The organism is Phycisphaerae bacterium, from assembly GCA_041652575.1.
Taxonomy (GTDB): domain Bacteria; phylum Planctomycetota; class Phycisphaerae; order Sedimentisphaerales; family UBA12454; genus UBA12454.
This window is the reverse complement of sequence record JBAZHC010000009.1, coordinates 73,720-98,575: the sequence shown is the minus strand read 5'-3', so window position 1 is coordinate 98,575 and position 24,856 is coordinate 73,720. Positions and strand designations below refer to the sequence as shown.

The 24,856-nt window shown below is 44.2% G+C and carries 14 protein-coding genes; 4 read left to right on the top strand and 10 right to left on the bottom strand.

What is annotated here, in order from left to right; genetic code table 11:
* Positions 1–12: 12 nt before the first annotated feature.
* The 10 genes from WC496_08180 to WC496_08135 form a co-directional block, all read right to left on the bottom strand.
* Entirely contained in the window at positions 13–1,230 is a 1,218-nt protein-coding gene (locus WC496_08180) for a hypothetical protein (protein MFA5292995.1), read from the bottom strand.
* 46 nt (positions 1,231–1,276) lie between these two features.
* Positions 1,277–2,524: a hypothetical protein gene (locus WC496_08175; protein MFA5292994.1), complete on the bottom strand. Its 1,248-nt coding sequence runs from the start codon at positions 2,522–2,524 to the stop codon at positions 1,277–1,279.
* A 49-nt stretch (positions 2,525–2,573) separates the two neighbouring features.
* Complete coding sequence (locus WC496_08170) at positions 2,574–4,055, bottom strand: arylsulfatase (protein ID MFA5292993.1); 1,482 nt, start codon at positions 4,053–4,055, stop codon at positions 2,574–2,576.
* 16 nt (positions 4,056–4,071) lie between these two features.
* Complete coding sequence (locus WC496_08165; protein ID MFA5292992.1) at positions 4,072–6,141, bottom strand: sulfatase-like hydrolase/transferase; 2,070 nt, start codon at positions 6,139–6,141, stop codon at positions 4,072–4,074.
* Positions 6,142–6,185: 44 nt separating this feature from the next.
* Positions 6,186–9,086 (bottom strand): glycoside hydrolase family 38 C-terminal domain-containing protein, encoded by a 2,901-nt coding sequence (locus WC496_08160; GenBank protein ID MFA5292991.1) that lies wholly within the window; start codon positions 9,084–9,086, stop codon positions 6,186–6,188.
* Between the two features lie 48 nt (positions 9,087–9,134).
* Positions 9,135–11,927 (bottom strand): dockerin type I domain-containing protein, encoded by a 2,793-nt coding sequence (locus tag WC496_08155; GenBank protein MFA5292990.1) that lies wholly within the window; start codon positions 11,925–11,927, stop codon positions 9,135–9,137.
* 75 nt (positions 11,928–12,002) lie between these two features.
* Complete coding sequence (locus WC496_08150; GenBank protein MFA5292989.1) at positions 12,003–14,240, bottom strand: hypothetical protein; 2,238 nt, start codon at positions 14,238–14,240, stop codon at positions 12,003–12,005.
* A gap of 172 nt (positions 14,241–14,412) precedes the next feature.
* Positions 14,413–15,315 carry a PEP-CTERM sorting domain-containing protein gene (locus WC496_08145; GenBank protein ID MFA5292988.1) on the bottom strand — a complete coding sequence of 301 codons (903 nt, stop codon included), beginning with the start codon at positions 15,313–15,315 and terminating at the stop codon, positions 14,413–14,415.
* Positions 15,316–15,464: 149 nt separating this feature from the next.
* Positions 15,465–16,376 (bottom strand): type II secretion system protein, encoded by a 912-nt coding sequence (locus WC496_08140; GenBank protein MFA5292987.1) that lies wholly within the window; start codon positions 16,374–16,376, stop codon positions 15,465–15,467.
* A gap of 8 nt (positions 16,377–16,384) precedes the next feature.
* A complete protein-coding gene (locus WC496_08135) occupies positions 16,385–17,518 on the bottom strand; it encodes a GntR family transcriptional regulator (protein MFA5292986.1) in 1,134 nt (377 codons plus the stop codon).
* Positions 17,519–18,003: 485 nt separating this feature from the next.
* Between WC496_08135 and WC496_08130 the strand changes: the two genes are divergently transcribed.
* From WC496_08130 to WC496_08115, 4 genes are all read left to right on the top strand, one after another.
* Positions 18,004–19,683: a phosphodiester glycosidase family protein gene (locus WC496_08130; GenBank protein ID MFA5292985.1), complete on the top strand. Its 1,680-nt coding sequence runs from the start codon at positions 18,004–18,006 to the stop codon at positions 19,681–19,683.
* Positions 19,684–19,814: 131 nt separating this feature from the next.
* On the top strand, positions 19,815–21,821 hold the full coding sequence (locus WC496_08125) for a sodium:solute symporter (GenBank protein MFA5292984.1): 2,007 nt from the start codon (positions 19,815–19,817) through the stop codon (positions 21,819–21,821).
* Between the two features lie 48 nt (positions 21,822–21,869).
* Positions 21,870–22,856, top strand: coding sequence for an HAD family phosphatase (locus tag WC496_08120; protein ID MFA5292983.1), 987 nt, complete (start codon positions 21,870–21,872; stop codon positions 22,854–22,856).
* Between the two features lie 12 nt (positions 22,857–22,868).
* On the top strand, positions 22,869–24,827 hold the full coding sequence (locus WC496_08115) for a sodium:solute symporter (GenBank protein ID MFA5292982.1): 1,959 nt from the start codon (positions 22,869–22,871) through the stop codon (positions 24,825–24,827).
* Positions 24,828–24,856: the final 29 nt, after the last annotated feature.

Sequence of the window (24,856 nt, the reverse complement as noted above, 5' to 3'; positions counted from 1 at the left end):
TTATCTCCCTAATTAATTTTCGTTACAAACTTCGCGTATTGCTTCATGAATTTCTTCGTTTTTATCAAAAAACCACCACCAGTAGATGCCTATCATTTTGCATCCGGGAAGACTTAAAGTTTTGCTGATTGCCTGTTTCCATCTTTGTTTTTCATACGGCTGCGGCAGAACCCATTCCACGACTCCCCAATATGGAGCATCGCTTATCTTCACGTTTCGCATTATGCCCTGATCCTGACCCGGGTCGTCAACATACCAGTATTCACTCCATCCCGGGCAACTGTATTGATTCACGGCCGCATCATACATAAGTTCGCCGCTTTCGTTGCCCCAGCCGTGAGAAATTATTTTATCTCTGCTGAAACCAAAATCAAAAGCGTACTTACAAAGGTCTTCAAGGTGTATCTTAATAACCCTGTACAGGTCTTCTTCTGTGATATCACCGGATTGACGAATGCCTGCCGTACTGACTGCCGCATAACCCTGTTGTACAACACCACGGCTCAGTACATCCGCTCTTACCGCACCTGACTGCGGATCATTTTCTTCAGGCTGGTCGTATAACCGGTCTCCATTTGGATAATAAAATGCGTTTATTCCGATTGAACTTTCCCAGCCGAGGTTCAACCCGACAAAAAGAAATTTTTTATCTTCAGGCAGAGATTCGTACCAGTTCAAAATAATCGGCATCAAAACATCCATCGCCTCATGACACGCTTTGCGGTACTTCGGACTCATAAGATTCGGCGGCGGCAGAACGCGAAGTTGTCTGCCCCAGTTCCGCCAGCAGATTTTCAACGCATACTCAGATCCCCACCATCGCCATTCGACATTGCTGCGGTTATTCGGGTCATAGCCCGGCTTATTGGGGTCCCACCAATTCCACAGGTCTGGACGTTTTGGCCACCACTGCTCTCCGTCGAGCTTAATGAATATGGGAGTATTTGTCTTTTCCGCAAAAAACAAAATGCGTTCAAGTGATTTTGCAATTATATTTACATCCGTATTAAAATAAGAGACTATAAATTTAATCCCCACCTTAATTTCATGACCGGATACATCTTTAAAATGGTCCATCATCTCATTGAATTTAGCTTCACTTATGGAGTCCGGCCTGGAGAGATTGAAATCTTTCCTTATCATTATATATTTGCTGCCGATATTGACATCCGATATCGCCAGCAACGTACAAGGCATAAATAAAACTGCAAACAGAAACAAGTACTTCATAATACCTGCCCCGTTTCAAACATATACAATTGGAAACATTCCCGTATCATTTAATTGCATTTTCCTTTATGACTTCACGAGCGGCTTCGATTACTTCATTGCTGTTTCTGACAAGTTCCCAGTTAAACACACAAAGGTATTTGCAATTTCGATAATTAAGCGTTTTCTCGAATGCGTTTTTCCAAAGAGCCTTTTCGTGAGGTGCCAGCAGCAGCCATTCGGTAGCGGCCCACTGTTTGGCATCGCTCATATCTAAGCACCTGTTTATCCCAATATTTGATTCCGGCATATCAGGCTTATCATACGTACTCCATCCGGGACAGGAGTAACTATTGACGGCGGCATCATACAGTTTTTCGCCTTTCGGATTTCCAACTCCGTGTGAAAATATCTTTTCTCGCGGGAATCCGAAATCATAGGCGCGTTTGCATAAATCTTCCATATGCATTTGCGCAACCATTACCAGATCGGCTTCACTTATATCTCCGCTTGTCCTGATTCCGGCAGATTTTACCGCAGCATAACCTATCTGCACATAACCGCGACTCAATACGTCATCATGTACGTATTGTTTTACCGGATCATTGACTTCGGGCACATCGATTAAGTCGTTTCCATTAGGGAAATAATATGCGTTCATTCCAATCGAACTTTCCCAGCCGAGATTAAGGCCGATGAAAAGATATTTTTTATCATCAGGCAATGCTTTATACCAATCCAAAACAATCGGCATCAATTGGTCCATCGCCTCATGACAGGCCTTTCTGTACGCCGGGCTCATCAAATTAGGAGGCGGTAAAACCCTCAACTGCCTGCCCCAGTTTCGCCATGCTATTTTCAAGGCATATTCCGGTTCCCACCATCGCCATTCGACATTGTTCCTGTTATTCGGGTCGTAGCCTGGCAATTCAGGATCCCACCAATTCCACAGGTCCGGACGATTCTGCCACCATTGCTCACCGTCAAGCTTTACAAGCACCGGAGTATTGGTCTTTATCGATAAAGCCAGAAATCTCTTAAGGTCGACCTGTACAGTATCAATATCCGTTTTCAAATATGAAAATATAAAGCCGATACCCGGTTTTACCCGCGACTCAGGCAAGTCCGCAAAATGACTGGTAATCTCTTTAAAGCCCGCCATATTTATTGTTTCAGGGTGGTGCTGATTGAACACATCTTCAGGTGTTCTCATGAACGCCAAATATTTGATATCCTCTGTGGTATTGGAATCCTGACCAAATAAAGCGGAACAAAATGCCATAATAACAAATAAAAATAATGTATTTTTTTTCATTTTAAGCCTTCCGAGTAATTAAAATCTTGTGTTAAACCAAACCTTGCCCTCATCGTGACTTTCCGTTTACATAATACTCTTTTAAAAGATTTTGCAGCTTATTTACAATCTCCGGGCGCTGCGAATACATATCCGCGGATTCGTATGGATCGTTTTTAAGGTCGAATAATTGTCCCTGTGCCGGCTGGTCCGGAGCAGGATACCCGCCTTTGACACGCTCACCGTTACCCTGGCCATGAATGTATTTCCAGTCTCCTTCAATGATGGCATACAGTCCGCCCCGGCTGTGCAATATCAGGCCTCTTTCGGGATAAAGGTTTTGTTTGCCCTTAAAAGTATCAAAAACATTGTAACTATCGGGGCCTGCGACACTGGGAATATCTCGTCCGAGCATAGCGGCGAAAGTTGCAAGCATATCATTAAACCCAAGCAGCTGGTCATTTTTTTGTCCGGCTTTTATAACACCAGGCCAGCGGGCAATAAACGGAATTCGCAGGGCGCCTTCATAGATGTCGCCCTTGTCGCCCCGCCATTTCCCATTGGGATTGTAGTTATATTCCTTTAAAGCAGCATTGGCCGCATTCTCGCCGCCATTGTCACTCGTAAAAATTATCAAAGTTTCATCATCAATTTTATTTTTCTCAAGCGATTTAATAATTTCCCCTACAGCCCAGTCAGTTTCCATAACAAAATCGCCATAGTCTCCCAGTTTACTTTTACCTTTGAACTTTTGTGAAGGAGCGTATGGGTCGTGCGGAGAGCTTGGTGCAAAATAGAGGAAGAATTGTTCGTCTTTGTTTTTACTGATATACTCAACCGCTTTTTTTGTCAGGTCTCCGATAACCTGGTCTTTTTTGTATCTTGCCGCCTCGGCACCATGTTCCAGTTCTTCCTTTGATTTCGCCAATACGAGTGGGTCATTGGGGTCATATTTATAAATGCTGTCATTTTCCATATATATGCCGGGCGGATAGAAATGCCCAATCGGAAGGCCGAAGAAATAATCAAATCCTATATCGTTCGGTCCCGGCTTTATCGGCGGAACATAATGCGTATCCGGATCGAATTTCCCCGTAGACTTATCACGCATACCAAGATGCCATTTGCCTATACACGCTGTCTGATAGCCGCATTGTTTGAAAATCGAAGGCAAAGTAATACTTCCCGGCTCAATGAGCAGAGGTTTATGTCCAATCACGCCTTTCTTTAGCGACGTTCGCCAGCAATATTTGCCTGTAAGCAAGGCAAAGCGAGAGGGAGTACAAATAGAAGTCGGAGCATGTGCATTAGTAAACCGCATCCCCTGCCGGGCAAGCTTATCGATATTCGGAGTTTTGATTCTGCCCTGACCATAACATCCCACATCGTTCCATCCAAGGTCATCGGTAAGTATCAATATCACATTGGTTTTTTTGCGATTTCCAGCACTGCTCGATATTGCCTCTGCCAGTGACGGCCCAAAAAAGGCAAGTGAAGAAATACCGGCGATTGAATTCTTGAGAAAATCACGTCTATTCTGAAAATTTTTCATATTCACCGCATCCTGTTTATAACTGTGAAATTTGTTTAGACGTCAACATATTGTCGTACATACGCAGCCGGGAAACATAACCTGTAAATCCATCGGACATGATTCCCGAAAGTACTTTCTGCTCATCACAACCGAGGTGTATTTTACCGGTCGGCTCATTCATCCAGTAGAAAGGCCCGACCGCCAGTTCTGAAACTTTTCTGCCGTCAATAAATAATTGCGCCTTTCCGTTGCAGACCGACCCTGTAACCCTGACCAATTTGCCCGTGTATTTTCTGTCGGCATCGACAATAAATAACGACCCGTTGGCACGGTACGCAAATGCAGGCATACCCTCTTCGACAAAAACAGCAAAGCCGTTGTTCTGGTCGCCCCATGCGGCTACTATCCCGTCACTCTCAGGTTTGAATGTAATATCAAATGCGAAGGGTCCTCTTGCAAATTTGGTATTATTGAACACCGCCGAAGCGATACATCCTCCACTGCAATGAAGTTTGTCTTTTTCTCCGGCTCCGGCGGAAAGTAATAATGCGTGATTATTACGGCCAGATGAATCCTCAATAATATTATTTTTAATTTTATGAAAATCATACTGCATTACCAGGCCGGAACCTGCCCGCTTTGGTATATGATTTACAGGATTCGCCTTCCATGCTGATTTATTGTAACCCGTTTCATCCTTGAGTTTTTCAATCAAATCCATAAGCTCTTTCTTTTTGTTTTCAAATGCAGGCTCAAGGATAAGATTCTTTTTCTCAAATGGGTCATTGACCAAATCGTATAATTCATCGATATCATTTATGTCCGGGTAATGAATAAGCTTCCACTCCTTCGTACGCACACCTATCATTGTAGGAACAGCAGGAGTCAAATCCACAAAGTATTCATACAGGAATGCATTTCGCCAGTTTCGGCCTGTTCCATTGAACAAAGGTCTCCATGACCGGCCCTGCATATATGATGGCACTTTAATACCTGCAAGGTCGAGCAGTGTCGGAGCCAGGTCTATATTCAAAACCATTTCATCGGTAGAAGAGCCTTTCTTTATCATTTTAGGATAACGCATTACTACTGGTATTCGAAGGGATTCTTCATACATAAGTCTCTTATCGAGACGACCGCTGTGCTCACCGAGGAAATACCCGTTATCCCCTGCGAAGATAATGACGGTGTTGTCCAGCATGCCCTTAGTTTCAAGAGTATCATATATATTTGCGATACCTTCATCTACCGCACTAATGGCCCGATAGTAATCTATATAAATTTTCTTTTGACCATCGAAAGGTTTCTGACCTTTTTCTTCTAATTTGATATAGCTGCCGGGGGTTTTAGTTCTGTATATACCTTTCATACCACTATGTGCCAGCCACTCCGGCTTACTTTGAATATCTTCATTAAAGTTAGGCGGCTCAGGAAGTTTCACATCGGAATATTGACTGGCATGTCTCGGCGCCGGTGTAAACGGCTGATGCACGGCCTTATGGGACAGGTACAACGCAAATGGCGTATCCGAATCCTGTTCTTTTATATAATCAACCGTCTTGGCATTAAGAACATCTGTGATATAGCCCTTGCTGGTAAACTCACGGCCATTTTCGTTCAAAACGCAATTTTCATATACTCCTTGCGCGTCAAAACTAAACCAGTATTTAAAACCAGGACGAGGCTGGTTCCCGTAGGCCAGATGCCATTTACCAAGAAACGCTGTATTGTAGCCATGTTTTTCGAGAATTTGCGCAAAAGACGGAGTTTTATTGAAATCATAATCTCTGCTCTCATTCTGAATTACACCATGTATATGAGAATATGTTCCGGTAAGAAAACTCGCTCTGCTCGGCGAACAGATAGAATGAGTTACAAAGGCATTTTTAAAGTGCATCCCTTCCTGCCGAATGCGATCTATGTTAGGCGTTTTGAGCCAGGGATACTTACCCATAAATCCCATTGCATCCCACCGCTGATCATCAGTAAGGATAAATATAAAGTTGGGCCTTTTTTCCGGCCTGGCCATTGCACTAACAATATATCCAGCGCTTAGCGCTGCTGCGCCGGTGACGCACTGTTTTAAAAAGGTCCTTCTTTTCATTTTATCCTGTCACCCCGTCTTAAATTATTAAACTCATTCTTCAACTATCTGGCCATTAAAATAGAATATATTTCGCCCGCCATAACATCTATTTTAATAGTATTGTCCTTGTCTATTACGAGCGTATCTATCCAATTTTCTTCAAGCCCTACCTTGCTGGCATGGTGAATAACTTTAGGAATCTTAACCGTTACGACTATCTTTTTGCCTGATGCATTGTATCCGCGAAGAATATAACCGCTGCTGTGTTCGGCTTTTTTCAGAGCTGTCACGATAAAATCAGGGTTGTCTATTGCGAAGAATGAATGTCTCTGTGGTAATACACCCCGATGTTTTGTACATTGAACGACTCTCATCGGAGCATTAAAGTGTTCGGCAATGCCAATGATATCACCTTCCTGCCATGAACCGGCATGAGAAACTATCGCATATCTGAATACATGCTTTCCCTGGCATTGTGCAAGCGGCTGAGGAACATAGGTTTCAGAATTATTCCCTGCCGTTCCAAAGCATCTCAGCAAAGTAAGTGCGATAGTGCGTTTCTTATTGTCGACCACTTCGTATTCCGGCAGGCCTGTCTGCAACAAAGCCATACCGTTAGTTTCATCGTTTACATCGATAAACGAATGTGCCGGCAGTGTTCTGGCCGCTGCTTCGTACCATCCGCTTGAATCAGGTATTGCGATTTCTCTTTTAACAACATCGAAAGGCGAATCAGCGTAGCAATAGCGAGCCTTCGATAAATTTGTGTCAAAACAAACACGCAGCCGATGATCTTTTATGGCATTCTGAACTGTTGTTTCAAATTCGAGACACCTGCCGTGCTTTCGCAAAGTTACATCCGTAATAATACTGAGTATTTCTTTTCGCTGCGACCTCTTTACCCTCTCCTGGCCAACCCACTCATTTCCATGAGGCACATAAACCTTCATTTCAGCATCAACACCTTCGGGTAATTCCCAGCGTCTCTCAATCCTGTAAGTGGCATAAAGTTTTCCTGAAAAAACCAGAGAACATTGTGCGTTCTGTTCCAAAGTATTATATATGCTGCTGCCATAAGGCTGATGATGAATAAGCGGCCCGCCCATTTCCCCGGTATCCTCAAAATAATGCAGCCTGTCGTATTTACGCCCGGTTTCCTTATCGAGCAATTCCAGCGTACCATCGCCGCGAATCTCGGCACGGATAAAATCATTTTCCAGCACATTTTTTTCGGGACAAAGTGTTTCGACCGGACGGTCCGCTGTCTGCTGAGGAACCACTTTAAAACAGGCATATCCCATTGACGGTATATTCTCTGCACTGAATGCTATCCTGACGCGTGCAACATCAAAACTGATATGAGAACCATATTTGAGGTACGCAAACCGGGTATCATCCTCCACGGTAAGCAATTGTGATTCCACCCGATTACCAGCCGTGTCATATACCCAAACCGTCAGGGGCCTCTTATATTTACCGCCGGAAACAAACCTCTGCCCCCACTCATGAGGAATATCGACTTCTGCGATTATTTCTTCGGTCCTTGAAACGGCTGATGGATTAAATACCGTAACTCCAATTTCCTGTTCGCCCAGTTGTGAATAATCAATTTCGGTTACTATTTTTACGAGAGAGTCCCTGGTGATAACCTCTGCAAGGTCCTTGACATTGCGGTATCTTTCTTCCATAGTTGTCGTAATCCTGTCTACGTGACAACCGCCAATGCCGTCATGCTGTTGATTCTGCAAAAGTTCACGCCATGCCAATTCAAATACTCTGCACGGATACTCTCTGCCAAGAAGATTAGCCCATACTGCCGCGGGTTCCGCCCAGTTTTCAAGCCGATTCTCACAATCCGTATTCTGCTGCTTCAGCGGCATCCTTGCTGAAAACACTCCGATATAGAGCGGAGCGAATGGGTCGCTGCTTCTTTCAACATTTAACATCTCGCCATGGAACACATTAAGTTTATTGTAAAGGCCTTTTTCATTTAGCCCGCGGCGAACTTCTTTCAAATATGTACCAAGATCGCTTATTTCAATTTTCCCAAAATCAATGTCGCGATTAAGTTTTTCAACAAGGTCCGGAACGGCAGGATCGGGATTTTCCTGATCGAATCCCTGCAGGAATAAAAGATTCTCAGTGGAAGACTTATCTTTTACCGTATCCAGAAGCGTGTCCAGGCCGGCCCTGGCGTCTTTGAAACTTTTCAACTGCGGTTGATTTATAACCCAGTGATTAAAATCGCTGCTGTACGTATCGCAAAGATTAAAAAGAAAACCATTATTATTGACTATTTTTTCTCTATTGAGTCCGCCCTGGTCATTATAAGGCCGATACACATAAACCCAAAAATTGAGCCTGTGATATGAGCCGAATGTAATACCGAGCGCCTCGCTCCCATCAGGAGCTTTCCATTTGAATTCCAGCTTATCTATATTCGACTGGTCGATGCCTCGATAAAACATTATTGTATCCATGCCGAATTGACGGTATATCTGCGGAAGCTGTGAAACCTGTCCCCATGAAAAAATATTATAACCTGTTTTCATCACACGACCCAGGTTGCCGGCTATTTTATGACCCATGAGAAGATTGCGAACCAATGCCTCTCCGCTCACCAAAAACTCTGCGGGCAATGTGTACCAGGGGCCCGTTAACAGCCTGCCATCCTTTACAAGTTTTTTCACACGTTCGGTATTCTCCGGACGAACCTCAAGATAATCATCCAAAAACGAGGCCTGTGAATCGGTATGGAAATATGCGAAACGCGGATCTTTTTCCATTGTGTCTATCAGGATATCGACAGCTTCAACCAATCTTGTGCGTGTCTCAACAAAAGACCACCGGTACTCGCGATCCCAATGAGTATTTATAGCCAGATACATCTTGTATTTCTTTGCCGTCGTTTTTTCCGCATCGACCCCGTTGATAACTTGTTCCTGCAAATCTTTATTATTCATTATTGTCCGCCATTCATATTGTTAAAATCCTATAATGTAATTATTTTATCAGTTCGCACCGCTGACGGCCAGCCATTCCTGAACTGTCTCAGCAATATCTTCAATATCTATCTGTCCGTCTCTTGTCAGGTCAACACAGATACTATCTTCATCAGAAGAGAGCCAGAATTGGGTCAGCAACGCGTAATCAGAAAAATTGACCAACCCGTCATTATCAATATCCGATAATAGACCAAAACCGGCAGGAGTTACGGATGCCGCATTTGTTCCCCCGTATGATCCCATATCTATTCTTTTGTTGTCAACGGAAAGAGGCTCATCAGCAGGAATATCGCCAGGGCATCCGGCGTCGATCATCTGGCTTGTGGAATCATCCGCCAGCAGACCTGTGCCGAAAGTAACGCTGCGGCCGGAAATTGACCGCAAATGATAATCGTCTTTCTCGGCATCGACGAAACCGGCATCTTTATCCACATTGCCGGGACCCCACATCAGATTGCCGGCTCCCTCAAGCAAAATACTGGACTGGCCGTTCTGAATATTGCAAAAATTGATCACAGCAGCAGAATCCCTGATTCCTGCCTGGCATAAAAACTCTGGCTGGTTATTGCATAGAATTGAATTATGCAATTTGATATTTGTTCCGCTGTTAGCACGGATTGCAGTGCCCTTATTCGTAGTATGATTCCCTGTAAATGTAGAGTTTATAATATTAACATCGCTATTGCTGGCATAAACCGCACCGCCGTACACTGAAACATTGTCGAACAACAGACAATTTTTGATATTTACTTCGGCACCCTGAAGATATAACCCGCCGCCGAAATCTCTGGTAGTGCAATCATATATCCGGCAGTTTTCAATATTGAGATTGCCACCTATGCAGTTGATCGCCCCGCCATTTATTCCCTGGCCGTTTTTTATGGTAATTCCTTTTATGGTCACAGTTTTCCCTGCATTTTGAATATCAAAAGCACTGCCCAAACTACCGGCATCGATGACCGTATCAAATACTACATCCCAATCATTCTGGTCTTCGGAGACTATGGTTAGCGATTTGCCCTGCCATTGTATATTTTCATAATAATAACCTCTGGGAACGGTTATGGTGCCACCTTCAGCTGTCGAATCCACAGCATTTTGCAATGAAAAAGACTCCGTGTATTCGTTCTGCAGATTTCTAATTGCGTTAAGCCTTACCTGGCTTTCTGTTATATTGTCCCAATTGAATAAATTTATGAATTTACATCTTGTATCCAGATTATTTTCGAAAAAAGTCTGCCATGCTGAAGTCGTATCAGAACCCTGAAAAAGAGTTTCAGACACAGCCCAACAGGACGCGTTGGAATTATTAATAGCGTTATTTATATCTGCGTCAAGATTTCGAATGCCGCTGTTATTATTAGTATAATATGACCATCCGGGATTGGAATAATTATTAACCGCGGCCAGCATATTCGTGCCGCTGTTTTTGAAATGCCAGCTATGAGTAAATATCTTGTCCCTCGGAATCCCCAATTCATTGGCTTTCATCGCAAGATCGGTCAAGTGCATTCCCGTTACGCGTGCAAGGTCAGATTCGGTTATTGATCCTGAAGTCTTGATTCCCGCAGAAGTCAGCGCCGCATATCCTATCTGCTGTACGCCATAAGCCGGCGGTAACGTACCATTGACGCTGTAAGTCGGATCATGAGACGAATCAGTAGGCCAGTTTTCATAATAATAATTGCCGTTCGGATAATAGAAGCTGTTTAAACCTATTGAACTTTCCCACCCGACTTTGAGCCCTATAAAAAGATCCTTTTTTCCGGCTGGAAGATTATTCCACCATTGCACAATGACCGGAAGCGCCAACTCATATAACCTATGAACCTCGGCGCGATATTGAGGACTCATAAGATTCGGGGCCGGTTTGACTCTCAGCAGACTGCCCCAATTACGCCAGGATATCTTGATAGCGTTTTGCGATCCCCAGCCATACCATTCGACATTATTGCGATTATTCGGATTATAACCGGACATTGACGAATCCCACCAGTTCCACAAATCCTGTCTGTTCGTCCACCAGTTTTCGATATCGATTTGTACTACTATCGGCACGTTATTCAGTTCTGCAAGTTCTAAAAATATTCTAAGTCCGGTTAAAGCATTTGTTGCGTCAGGATTCTCCATTAACCTAATCATACGGCTTGCACCCGCTTTTATCTTTGCCTGCGGATGATTCGGAAGTTTTGTTTTCAAATCGTCAAAAAGAGCCTGATTTACAACTGGGCCGGTAGTGGAGAAATTAACCACTATGAACTGCCCCTTCTCATCTGCGGCGACAAACTCGTCGTTATTGGTAGCCGCAATCCAGTCAATACGTATTTCCGCTTCGCTAAGGTCGGAATAGCTTAATGTAGGCGCCTTAGGCATATCGAACCTGATCTTATTGATTGTACCTTCATAGTATTGTCCGCTGTTGTAAACTTCAGATGCATTAAAACGGACTATGCTTTGACCTGGATAGATATTAAAATAACCGACGCCGTATCCGTCTGAATTCCAGTAAAGAAATCGGCATAGCATGCCCTCGGCAGGAATTTTATACGCCGTAACTTTCAATGATATCTCTTCATGTCCTGCAGCATCGTAACTTAGCGAAGGCCTCTGAATGATGGGATACCATTCGCCGCCTGGCTCCTGATATCTCACCACAAGACAATTGTCTTCATGCGAAAGAATCATTGAGTCGTTATAGCGTGACCAGCCCTGCATATCGTCTTTAAAATCAAAAATAACGTGAGCATTTACACACTCAGAAACCAGGATTGCAATCACTATGATGTATATTTTGCACATCAATTCTGTTCTCAAAGAAGAACAGGGAGAATTTAATATATTCTCCCTGCTCAATACGTCAAAACAATTACTCAATTAAAATTGATTGATGGACAAAAACGATGCTTCCAGCCAGGCTCCGGCAATTTCAGCCATATCCAGAAAATCGACCTGTTCATCCAAATTAAACTCTCCGGCAGGATATATCGCGTCCGGATCGCCCTGGGCTACGCCCGAGACGTTGTTAAATACACTTACGTCATCGAAAATGATGACTCCCTTATCAGGAAATACATTATCGTAGTAATAACCCTTGCCGATCATTATCACACTTGTCCCGGGAAATTCAGCAGGTGTAAAATTACGAATCAGGGTATTATTGAAATAAACATCGGTTCCGTTTTCCGGTGTAAGAACAAACTGCACCTTATTCCAGCCGGTATTTACAACTGCCGTACTATCGACCCAGGTCCCGCTACCGCCCTGAGTTGTTTTCACGACGTTGGTGCCTAAACCCGGATTTTCTGGGTCGTACGCATAACCCGCGTAAACACGGAGAAGAGCGTCGCCGCTATAAGTCTCTTCCAGAAGATTGATTTCCAGCGGTCCGACATATGTGTTTGCAGGATAATACAGCCAGGCTGTTACAGTACAATTGTTATTGTTGAACGCCCAGAACTCTCTCCACAAACGGCCGTATCTTCCCTTGGGAATGCTCAAAGCCTCATTGCCGCTGCGGGAGACGCTGTGAGTAACAAACCCAGCACCACTGCGGCCCCAGCCGCCGTTATCCACTGCACCTCTTAAATTACCATATTCCATATTAAAAAATATGTCGGAGCCAACTGCGTAATCCGTATCATTTTCAGCAAGCCAGTTTTGACCAATAATCGCAAGGTCTTTAAACTCAACCCGGTAATTTCTATCCAGATCGGCCGGCAAAAATAAAATATTATTTAATTTCACTATATTAGGATCCTCGACCGGCAGACTCCCAACTTTATCTTCATCGCGTGCTAATGCCTTGACCTCCAGATCGTCAAATATAGTCCTTACGTTAGGCCCTTCATAGTCTTTACCCTTCCACTGGCCGATGATGATATCACGAAAGCCGTTCATTAAAGGATTGAAAGCGGCAGGTATATCGTTCATATACATCGTAACATGGCCCTGGCTGTTAACGGTCGCTCTGAATTCATTCCAGCCTGGTTCCGCCCAAACGCGAGCATACGGTGCTGGCGGAGAATTCCAGCCGCCGCCAGCAGATGGGCTGGTCCAAGCCAACTGGTGATTGGATGCCAATACTTGTATTGTCGTATACACACCTTTCGTGTCCGACACTCGTATTACAGAACCTTTAGAATCGATTGCCGTAAGGCCGGGAGAAACGTTGCCGTTGTATTGCGTTAGATATGTCGGCATCTCGTAAAATCGTATCTTCAGCTCAAGATCGCGGCCGTCAGAAGCTCCCGCAAACGGCTTGAGCGTCATACGACGATAATCTGAGGCGTTTCCCCATGGAAATTCAACTGCGTAAGTTCCGCTGCGAACATAATCGGTGGTAACTACGCCCCCGCCAACCGCTCCTACCCAGCCCGGTAATGCCGGGTCTTCAAACGAATCCTGAACAATATATTCAGGTGCAGGAACTATCACGCCAAAAACACGGGAAGTTTTCCAATCAGCTTCAGTACCTGCCGCCTGCAAACGCATCTCAACAACATCGCCTGCGGTAAGCTGGTAACTGGGCTGGAACCAGTTTATTCTTTGTGCATTTACGCCGATAAGACTTTCAATGTCCTGGTATCCTTCCAATGGCTTGCCATTGATAGAGAAAGTAACCTTTACTGTGTAAGAATTGAACATAATGCCCATTTGAATATAGTACTTGCCTGTCGCAGGCGCAGTCCAGCGGAGATAGCTGTCATAACGCTCTGTGACAAGTTGTGGATCATTGGAATCAATATATGACCTCAGAGCTACGCAGCCATCCGAACCGTATGCAAGCACTGCCGTGTAAGAACCAAAATTCAAAGCCGAACGATTGATAAAAGCATGAATATTAGGATCGGCCGTTAAGCTGCTGCTGCCAAGCTTGTATATCACTTTGTTCACATTTGCATCAAAAATGTCTTGCGAGAAAGTATCGAAATCATAGTCACCTTCGGCATAGAGGGAAGATGTCACTATTTCTGTGCCAATGGTCCAGCCATTGTACGGAATTGTAAAACCTGACGCAGCAGGGAAGTCTGCTTTAATGTCCCATGTTTGCCCCAGGCAGTTAAAAGCAAAAAGACTGCTTACAAACATTATTGCCAAGCACAATTTTTTCATTTTTACGCCCTTCCATTACAAAACCACTTTTAAAGATGAGTCGGCCCGTATGGACCGACCACATCATTCAACATTAAATCCAGTTACACTCCGTCCCTGTCAGCTGCAACAAAGCCTGTTATACAAAAAAATATGTTATTTGTATTACTCACAGAAACTCACGGCATTGAAATTATTTTTTTCTTCTAACAAGAATCAATGAACCCATGCTAAGCAGCATTATAGTCGCCGGCTCCGGAATCGCTGTTACTTCCGTCATCGTTTTAAACGTACCATCAAATGGGTCATAAGCTTCCACAAGTCGAATCTGGAGATTGTGACCGACGCCATAACCGGCTTCGCCGTATCCGGTAAGTATGCCGCTATTGGCAAAATCATACATCTGGGTAAGACGGTCGTTGTTAAGAAGCAGCTTGCCGCCGGTAATATCCATCTGGAAACGGTCACGTGCACCTCTGGCAGCGTCAACACCAGTTGTAGATGTCGCGTTATATGCTCTCCATCCATTGGCATGCAATGTGCCATCAACGAGAAAAATATTACCATATCCTGCCGACTCTGTTGCAGTCGGGCCCGATGTCCAAAGTGCGTTATGGATGTCAACAAATCCACCATTTGTGATAGTCAATGTACCAAGTCCCGCGCGGCCTACATAACAAACACCGGTTGTTGCTGCTATGCCGCCTGTGTAATTGGCCGTTACAGTTCCTCCATCGACGTTCATGAAGCCATTCGATAGAGCTGTCTGGCCGCCGACCCTGAAATTCACTACAACGTCCAACTCTCCATAGACATTCAGCGTTATAGGATTTTTACTGTAAGCGACATCAAGCTGCTGCGCACTTGCGGAAGAACTGGCAGAAATATTAACAATTGCTCCTGCCACATTAATGTTGGCACGATCCGTTGTTGTCCCGGGCAGTGTCCCGACCGGTGTCGTGGTTCCATTTCCCCAGTTGCCTGCCGTCATCCAGTCACCGTCACCGGCAGCGCCGGTCCAGTAATTCTCGACTCCAAACGCCGTGCCTGCCATCAGGCAAGCCATTAAAAAAAACACTGTTAACTTCTTCTTCATCTCACACCTCCGTAAAAAAGTATTAAAATTTAGCAGTAATCTTTCCGGGTCCTGACATCTTTAAGCAACACACCTATTATCGATTCCCTTTATCTCACTGCACCTGCTTCACTCATACACTTGTACTCCAAAAAGACTTATTATTACCATTACCAACCTATACGATGACCATTCACCCATCCGGCATGAAGATCACCGAAAAGAACGTTTGTACCGCCTTTACCCTGTTTTTTGTGCGACCCATAATTATTAATTGAATTTGTTTGGCTAACGCGTCCGCAGTGCTGTCCACGGTCACACATCAGAACAATAACATCTGAAAGGCTTGCTGCGCCTACACTTTTAACCTGAGTTGCATCCCATTTCGTAGGTCTAATACTATTTTCCCATGTCCAAAGCGATGTACCGCCATTTGTTTTAATTTTGCCTATATCTTGTGGATTAACCCAATTCATTACTCCATATTCCGGCAACCCATACGGCTCGCCTAATGGGTGCCCGCCCCACCAGCCAGACTGCGTCGTTATTGTGTCCTTTATTATCTTAAATTTTTCAGTCACATAGCTATCGTCACTGCCTACTCTCTTATAGAGACCTACTCTTTGACCATTCAGTTCTATTGCACCATCACTTTGACGGTCGATTTTAGGTTTGCCGCTCGTTGCAAATGGACAAACAAAATATTTTGGCACATATTTTGTCGCGTATGTTTCATACTGGCTTGGAACCCAATCTAATGTGAAGTCCATCGGACAATTTCGAAGTTCCGGTATATAATTTTTAAAGGCTGCCGACAAATAAGCGTACTTGGCTAATTCGTAATACTTTTGAGCTATTTTAGGAACCTCATTATCATTATCCGCACGGTATACGGGAATAAGATACCCCAGTTGTTTGATATTAGCGGAGCACATGACAACTTTCGCTGTATTTCTCGCGCTACTTAATGCCGGCATTAAAATCGCCAGAAGCATTGCAATAACTGAAATTACCACAAGCAGTTCCACTAAGGTAAACCCCAATCTTCTCTTTCGATTCTTCATGCCAATTCCTTTTTTCATTAAAGTTTTTATTTAATTGAAGCTGCAGATTCACGTATGACCAATTGCGGTTCCAGCATAATTTTCTGGCGTCTCTGATTGGTTTTTTTGGAATAAGAGTCCACTATGATCTCAGTGGCTATCTGACCCATTTTGTAAAAATCCTGGTGAATAGTAGTCAATGGAACCGGCATACGTGAACTGATGTCAATATCATCATACCCCACCAGTGAAATATCATTGGGATATTTGATGCCAAGTTCATTTAAAAACGAACATAACTTGACAAGAAATCTGTCATGACTTGCAAAAACAGCCGTGGGCCTCTGCGATGGATCAGTCTCAAATAACGAACGAATCCGCTCATTAAATGACGACTCATCATTTTCGTCGATCTTAATCACCGAACGAGGGCCAATCTCGATATCATGATTGATCAAACCTGATATAAAACCCGTCAAACGGTCTCTTATACTGCCCTTTCTGGCATCTTCTGTTATATAAGATATTTTCTTATGGCCAAGCGAAACGAGGTAATCCACCGTTTTGCCTGCGCCTTTTACATTGTCAGTTCCGACGAAATGCACATCTCTTCCTTCGGGCATGGAATCAACAAACACATAGGTTATGCCGGAATTATCCAGCGTCTCGTAAATGCTGTCGCTTAGCTCGAAATCATAGCCCCATATAACCAAACCAACACATTCGTAGCCCGCAGATTTAACTATTTTATTGGCCCAATCAGATTCGTCTGAAACAAACTCCAATTGGGTATGAAAGCCAAGTTTTGAGCCGACCGAATATATCCCTTCCATAACCCCATGGCTTACCGGGAACTTGCCCCAGTTGCCGGGGACTACATATTTCAAGACTTTGCTGGATACATGGCCTGATGCAAACTTACCGGAGTCCCTATGAGTAGCGTCTATGCCATTGGCCGAAGATAGAAAGGTGCCTTTTTTACCGGCTTCTTTACACAACACACCTTCGGCAATAAGACGCGTTAAGGCCTTGCTTACCGTCGGTCTGCTTACTCGAAATCTCTCGACGAATTCTCTTTCAGGTGGAATTCGGTCTCCGTTACGGCAACCTTCCTTGTGGAGCATGCGTATGATTTCGGAGTAAACTTTTTCACACTGATTTTCAAAAGCATCAACTGCCATCGTCTCATCCAGCCTTTTAATTTTTTTACATCTTTACGATATAGATAGTATCAATGGCACATATTTTTGTCAAGCAAAAATACAGCCATTTGACAATTTTTATGAAATGCTCGACAGTTTACGTAAAATGGCAGGCAAAAACTATTAATATTTTTACATAACACCTTTAAAAATAATTAATTACAACAAATATAACCCGCCGCCACTATCCTCGCTTATTTGCCGTAAATTCAAGACTTACAAGCCAACAATATGGGAAAATACGCTCTTTTTGGTAAGATATTCAGGTCTATTTACACAAATTATGTCTTACATAATTTAGATTTTTTGATTGACACAAAATACTTTTGCATTACAGTAGCGGCCATGAATATTTACTCACGAGTTATTCTGCATAGTTGTGTCCTCACCTTAAGTCATGAGTCTGAGCGTTCTGACTCAGAGTAAACTTTTTAGTTTGTGCCAAAGGCACTAAAGGAGGCTCTATGAAAAAAGTAGTAACATTTCTAATGGTTGTGATTTTGTTATCGCTGTTTGCTGTTTGGGCAGATACTGCATCGGCAGCACGTGTCATCAGCGATTGGAGTTACATTTATGACGGTGTCTGGTATGCGACAGGCTCGGATACTTCCCCCCGGCTGATGAGGGCCTATGCGATTCGAATCGACCTTGACAATCCGGATATATCCCTTCGGGCTACAAATACCAATGGCGATGCAACAGGAGAAACAGATTTGAAGACCCCGTCCCAGTTCCTAACGGGTCAGAGTCTTGAAGCAGCAATCAACGCCAATTTCTTTGTGAATCTTGACGGTGTTCATGCCAATGTTAATGGATTATTGATGAGAGCCGGCTCGGTAATTTCTTCTCATTCGTCGTCCTATCCCATCCAGTTGCGTGTCACAAGCGACAACGAGGCGAGCATAGTCGATGCAAGCGGTAATCCATCCGGCGTCTACACCGCTGTCGCCGGCGATGCATGGCACCTGACCAATGGCGGTTGTTATGGAGCCAATGATACTGCTGACCCTCGCACCAGCGTTGGAATATCACAGGATGGACGTTTTCTGATTATGTGCGTCGTTGATGGTCGTCAGCCGGGCTACAGCATGGGAGCGACAATTCTGGATATGTCTTATTGGATGAAAGATTTCGGAGCGCACAATGCCATGAACCTCGACGGCGGCGGCTCAACCTGTATGGTACGAAAGAACGGAGGCGACGCACAGATTCTTAACAGCCCTTCAGAAAACCGCGAAGTCGGCGCCAATCTGGGCGTAAACGCACTAGATAGAGAAACTCGACATGATATTTTCGTACGCGGAGGCCAACAAGGTAATATTAATTGCAAGCACAAAATCGGCAATGACGATTGGAGCAATTGGCAATATCTTGGCAAGCCTGACGTTGGGACAGTAGGCGATCCCGCCGCCATATCAAGATCGCCTGAGAAAATCAGCCTTTATGTTACGGGCGGTGACGGACAAATATATCGTAAGTTTTACAATGGCAGCTGGAGTGATACGTGGGTAGCGTTTGACGGCAACTCCATAGTTGGCGGCCCAAGCGCTTGTGCTATGAATAGCGACCGAATAGACCTCTTTGCCCGCGACACGAACAACCATCTGCTTCATAAAAAGTGGACGGTAGATGACGGCTGGGGCGATTGGGTCAACCGCGGCGGCTCTATAGCATCGGATCCCGCAGCAACATCATGGGGACCCGGCCGAATCGATGTATTTGCAAGAAGCACCGATGGAACTCTGGTGCAGATAGCGTATGATAACGGCAGTTGGGGCAGTTGGTATGACCATGGCCATTCGATGATCGGTTCTCCTGCCGTCTGTGCCAGAGACAAAAATATTCTTGATGTCTTCTGGCGTGAAGCTGACGGAAGGCTTAAGCATAAAGCATGGTTAGGCTTGGGTTGGACTGATATAACCAATCTTGGTGGCGCAGGCCTAAATTGTGGAGACCCAGGTGCGACCAGTCGTGATACAGGTGTCGTAACAGTATTTATTCCGCAATCGGATGGATATATATGGTCAAGAAATTGGAACAGCAACGGATGGTATGCATGGAGCAATGCTGCTGGTGATAGTATGAACACACAGCACGGTGTCGATGCCTGCTCATGGACAAACGATGCCGGTACGCACCAATAAAATATTTGGGAATTTAACGTAAAATATTAACGCTGCGAGGAACCAAAGTTAATGTGGATTTCCTCGCAGCATTTTTCTATGATGTGCAACTGCAGGTAATTATTGAATCATTTACATCTAACGGAGAACATATGAATTTTTACTGGATTGATTGGGCAGTTGTTTTTGCCGTGGCAATTTTCTTCATTGTTATGGCTTATGCCACAAAAAAATACACTCAATCAACAGTTGACTTTCTGGCTGCCAACCGCTGCGCCGGGCGATATCTGCTGACAATGGCAGAAGGTATGTCTACCCTCGGCACGATATCGATATTGGCTATGTGGCAGATGAATTACAAAATAGGCTTTGCCGCAGGATGGTGGGGAAACCTCGGAATACCGGTAGGAATGATAGTGGCCCTGACCGGATGGGTAATATACCGTTATCGTGAAACACGCGTTTTGACGATAGCCCAGTTTTTTGAAATTCGCTACAGCCGAAACTTCAGAATCTTCGCAGGAATAATCTGCTGGGTTTCCGGTATTATCAATTTCGGTATTTTTCCCGCTGTCAGCGCAAACTTCTTTCTCTATTATTGTGGTTTACCCGAAAGCTATGAACTGGCAGGGGTTACCTTGTCTACCTATCATACACTAATAATCATTCTGGTAGGTATCGCCCTGTACTTTACATTTATCGGAGGACAGATAGCGATATTGATTACAGATTTCTCCCAGTCATTCTTCTGCAATATCGTGCTGGCAGTAATTCTTGTCATACTGCTGGTAAAATTCTCGCTCAAGGATGTTTTCGATACCCTTATGGTAGCTGAAAAAGGCAAATCGCTGATAAATCCATTCGATGCGGGAAAAACTGATTTCAATCCATGGTATTTCATTATTGGCATCATAGGACTCATTTTTAATCGGCTGTCATGGCAGGGTTCACAGGGTTATAACTGCTCTGCTAAATCACCTCACGAGGCTAAAATGGCCGGTGTGCTTGGCGGCATTCGCGGATGGGGGCTCATGTACGCCCTTTTCCTTATACCTCTCGTTGCATATATGATAATGCATCATCCGGATTATACCACGCAGGCTCAACAGGTAAATCAGATGATCAGCACTATTCAAAATGAACAAATTCGTGACCAGATGCTCGTACCAATGACAATGACAGTTTATATGCCGATCGGTTTAATGGGAGCTTTTGCGGCGGTGATGTTTGCCGCCTCCATATGTACGTTCGATACCTATCTGCATTCATGGGGCTCCATATTCGTACAAGATATAATCGTACCGCTGCGTAAAAAACCTTTTACAAGCAGACAGCATATCTGGGCATTACGGCTGTCGATTCTGTTCGTGGGCGTATTTATCTGTCTTTTCAGCAGTTTTTTCCGTCAGACACAACACATCTTTTATTTTCTGGCACTTACCGGAGCGATTTGGCTTGGCGGCATTGGCGCGGTTATTATCGGCGGACTTTACACAAAGTGGGGTAATACTGCCGGCGCTTATGCGGCCCTTATCAGCGGCTCAGTTTTGGCCACAACCGGTATGATTTGTGACCAGCTTTGGATGACCTGGTATGGTAAGAATTTCTTCCTCACGGGACAGGAGATTTATTTTTTCGCCATGCTTATCGCTGTAAGTCTTTATACCGTATTTTCATTGATTGGCAAGCGGACCCATTTTAATCTGGAAAAAATGCTTCACCGGGGCCAGTACAGAATTGCAAGTGAAAATGAGTCTGACATATCGATAGAGAGCCACAGTAAGTTCTCAATTAAGAGAGCTTTCGGAATTACTAAAGATTTCACACGAGGAGACAAGCTTATTTATGGTATTTCCATTGTCCACACTTTACTTTTGTTTTCAGTTTTCGCGGGAATCACTGCTTTGGCTTTTTTGTTCGAATTTACAGACCAGCAGTGGAAGAATTACCACTACTACATGTTATGGTTCACAATGAGTATGTCTTTGATGATTGCCGTCTGGCTGGCAATTGGAGGCATAAAGGACGCTATTCATCTCTTCAGAGATTTACGTACCGCCAAAAAAGATTTTAGTGATGACGGCAAAGTTATTGATCACGATTACCATGAAAAAATTGCAAAGGAAAAACCTGGTGTTCAGGACTTTCAACCGAAATAGTAACCGGTTTTTTACAGTTTTAAATATTGATATTTTTCAGGAGCAGCAATGAGCAATCTGGCAACAATAGCGTCTATCGGAGATATACCGCATAGTTCCGGAATGATTAAGCTGGAAGCATCAGGCGATGGCCGGTTCAGAACCGGTGAAAACGGCGTTAAATGCATTGTCGCAACCGGCGATAGAAAAGTTGAATTCATTAGTTTTGGCAGCCACAGTTTAGCCTATGTCAAATCCGCACTGGGTTATCCTGCCTACTATCCGGTAAACGAAGTCAAACTGGAAAAACCTGTCAAAGCCATACTTATGGATCTCGACGGCACGAGTGTGCAAAGTGAAAATTTCTGGATTTGGATAATTGAAAAAACAACGGCAAACCTGCTTAATAATCCGGGGTTTCGCCTTGAAGATGCGGACCTGCCTTTTGTATCAGGCCACAGCGTATCCGAACATCTGCAATACTGCATCCGAAAATACTGCCCCGCTAAAACGGTCGAAGAGGCCAGAAAATATTATTTCAAACATACTAATTATGAAATGAATGAGATTCTGGAAGGCAGAGGCAAAGAAGGTGCCTTTACACCTTCACCGGGCCTCAGGGAATTTCTTAACGAGTTAAAATCCATGGGAATTAAAATAGGCCTCGTAACCTCCGGGCTTTACGAAAAGGCCTGGCCCGAAATTCTTTCCGCATTCAGAACTTTGAAGATGGGCGATCCGAAAGATTTCTATGATGCAATCATTACGGCCGGATTTCCGCTTAGAAAAGGCGAGCCGGGCACGCTGGGTGAATTGTCGCCAAAACCGCATCCATGGCTTTATAGTGAAGTTTGCAGAATCGGACTTGGCCTTGGACCGGAAGAAAGCAGTCACGTAGTCGGCATAGAAGACAGCGCCGCAGGCGTTTGTTCCATCAGGCTTGCGGGATTCCCAGTTATAGGTTTTGGCGGCGGAAACATAAAAAAAAGCGGAACCATCGCCTTATGTCACAGTTTCTGCAACAGTTTTGAAGAAGTTCTCAGAATTATAAAATAATATGGAGAAAAAATGAGATATTTAAATCTGCTCGATTACTCAATAATAGTCATATATATGCTCGTGCTCGTGGCGATTGGCCAGGTGCTGCGCAAACGCGCCTCTGCAAGTATGGAAGATTATTTCCTCGGCGGAAGAAAAATGCCCTGGTGGGCTTTAGGTATGTCTTCGATGGCCGCATGGATTGATATGACAGGCACAATGGTAATAGTTTCTTTCCTATACCTGCTCGGCCCGCGTGCAATGTATATCGAAGGATTCAGAGGCGGCGGCTGCCTTATCCTTATTTTCATTCTCTTATTTACCGCAAAATGGCATAGACGCAGCGGCGTCTTGACCGGAGCTGAATGGATTATTTTCCGTTTTGGCAATGATGGATGGGCGAAATTTGCAAGAATCTCCTCTGTTCTTGGTATGGTCGGCCTGGCTCTCGGCCTGCTCGCTTATTCCTTTAAGGGTGCAGGATTGTTCCTCTCGATGTTCCTGCCGTTTTCGCCAATCACCTGTTCGATAATAATGCTAATAGTAACTGTTCTATATACAATGGAAGCAGGTTTTTATGGCGTAATCGTAACGGATATTTTTCAGTCCTTCTGCATTTGGATAGCGGTAATTTTCATCACTATTCTTGCGGTCGTAAAAACTGCCGGTATGGATTTAACCGTCCTGAGCGAAGGCGTTACCGGCAATTCCAATTGGGTTTCGAGTTTTCCGCACTGGAAAACTGAAATGCCCACCGGCTATGAAGTTTACAGTCCCCTGATGCTCGTAGGCGCATATTTCCTTTTCAAGATTATGTTTACAGGACTTGGATCCGGAGCGGATCCTAAATCTTTTGGTGCACGAAGCGATCGTGATTGTGGACTTCTCAATTTCACCTGCGGCTGGCTTATGGCTTTCCGCTGGCCCCTGATGATGGGTTTTGCGATGCTCGGCCTGCTGCTTGTTAAAAATCTGTTTCCCGACCAGTCAACTTTGACTGCCGCTGCGGAACTCATTAAATCCCATTTGGGAAATGTGCCTGATTATAGATGGGAGGAAATAACCGCAAACATCATAAATAATCCCTCCGCTTATTCGCCGGATTTGATAAACGGACTCAAAGGTATTTTCGGCCAGGATTTCGCCACAAGGCTAATGCTTTTAAACAGCAGCGGGACTATCAATCCGGAAAGAATTTTACCTGCCGTGCTGCTCAATGACGTGCCGATGGGTTTAAGGGGTTTGATTATTGTCGCTCTGCTTGCAGCGGCAATGTCAACTTTCAACGCCATCATCAATATGGCCACCGGCTTTTTAACCCGCGATATCTGGCAGGCGTATATTCGTCCGAAAGCTTCGAATAAAGAGCTTATTTATATAAGTTACCTTTTTGGTCTGCTGCTGGTTATTATTGGTTTTGCCATGGCTTACACTACTCGAAGCATTAATGATATATGGGGCTGGGTAATGGGCGGACTTGCGGCAGGTACTGCATGGCCTTTAGTATTGAGATTTTACTGGCACCGATTCAATGCCGGCGGATATGCCATAGGTACTATCGTTGGGCTTGTTGGTGCAATTATACAAAGACTTGTTTTGAAAAACATGCTCGAATGGAATCAATTTGCCTATATCCTTGTCCTGGGTTTGGCAGGTTCAATTATTGGAACTTATATTACCAAACCGACAGACCCGAAAGTATTAAGTAATTTTTATAGAATCACAAGGCCTTTCGGTTTTTGGGGACCGCTTAAAAATGCTTTTGGGCCGGAATTCAGGGCCGCCGCGAAACACGAACATTTTTACGACATCATCTCAATACCTTTCGCCTTTGGCTGGTTTATAAGCATCCTCTTTCTGCCGATGCAGATGATGATTCGTCAGTGGTATGCTGTTACCGTAACTTCCATTATTTTTGTGATATCAATGATTGGACTTTATTTTTTCTGGTATAGACAGTTGCCGCCGGCAGAATCAGATAAAGCCTGATATTGAATTGCCGCTCTCAAAACAATAGA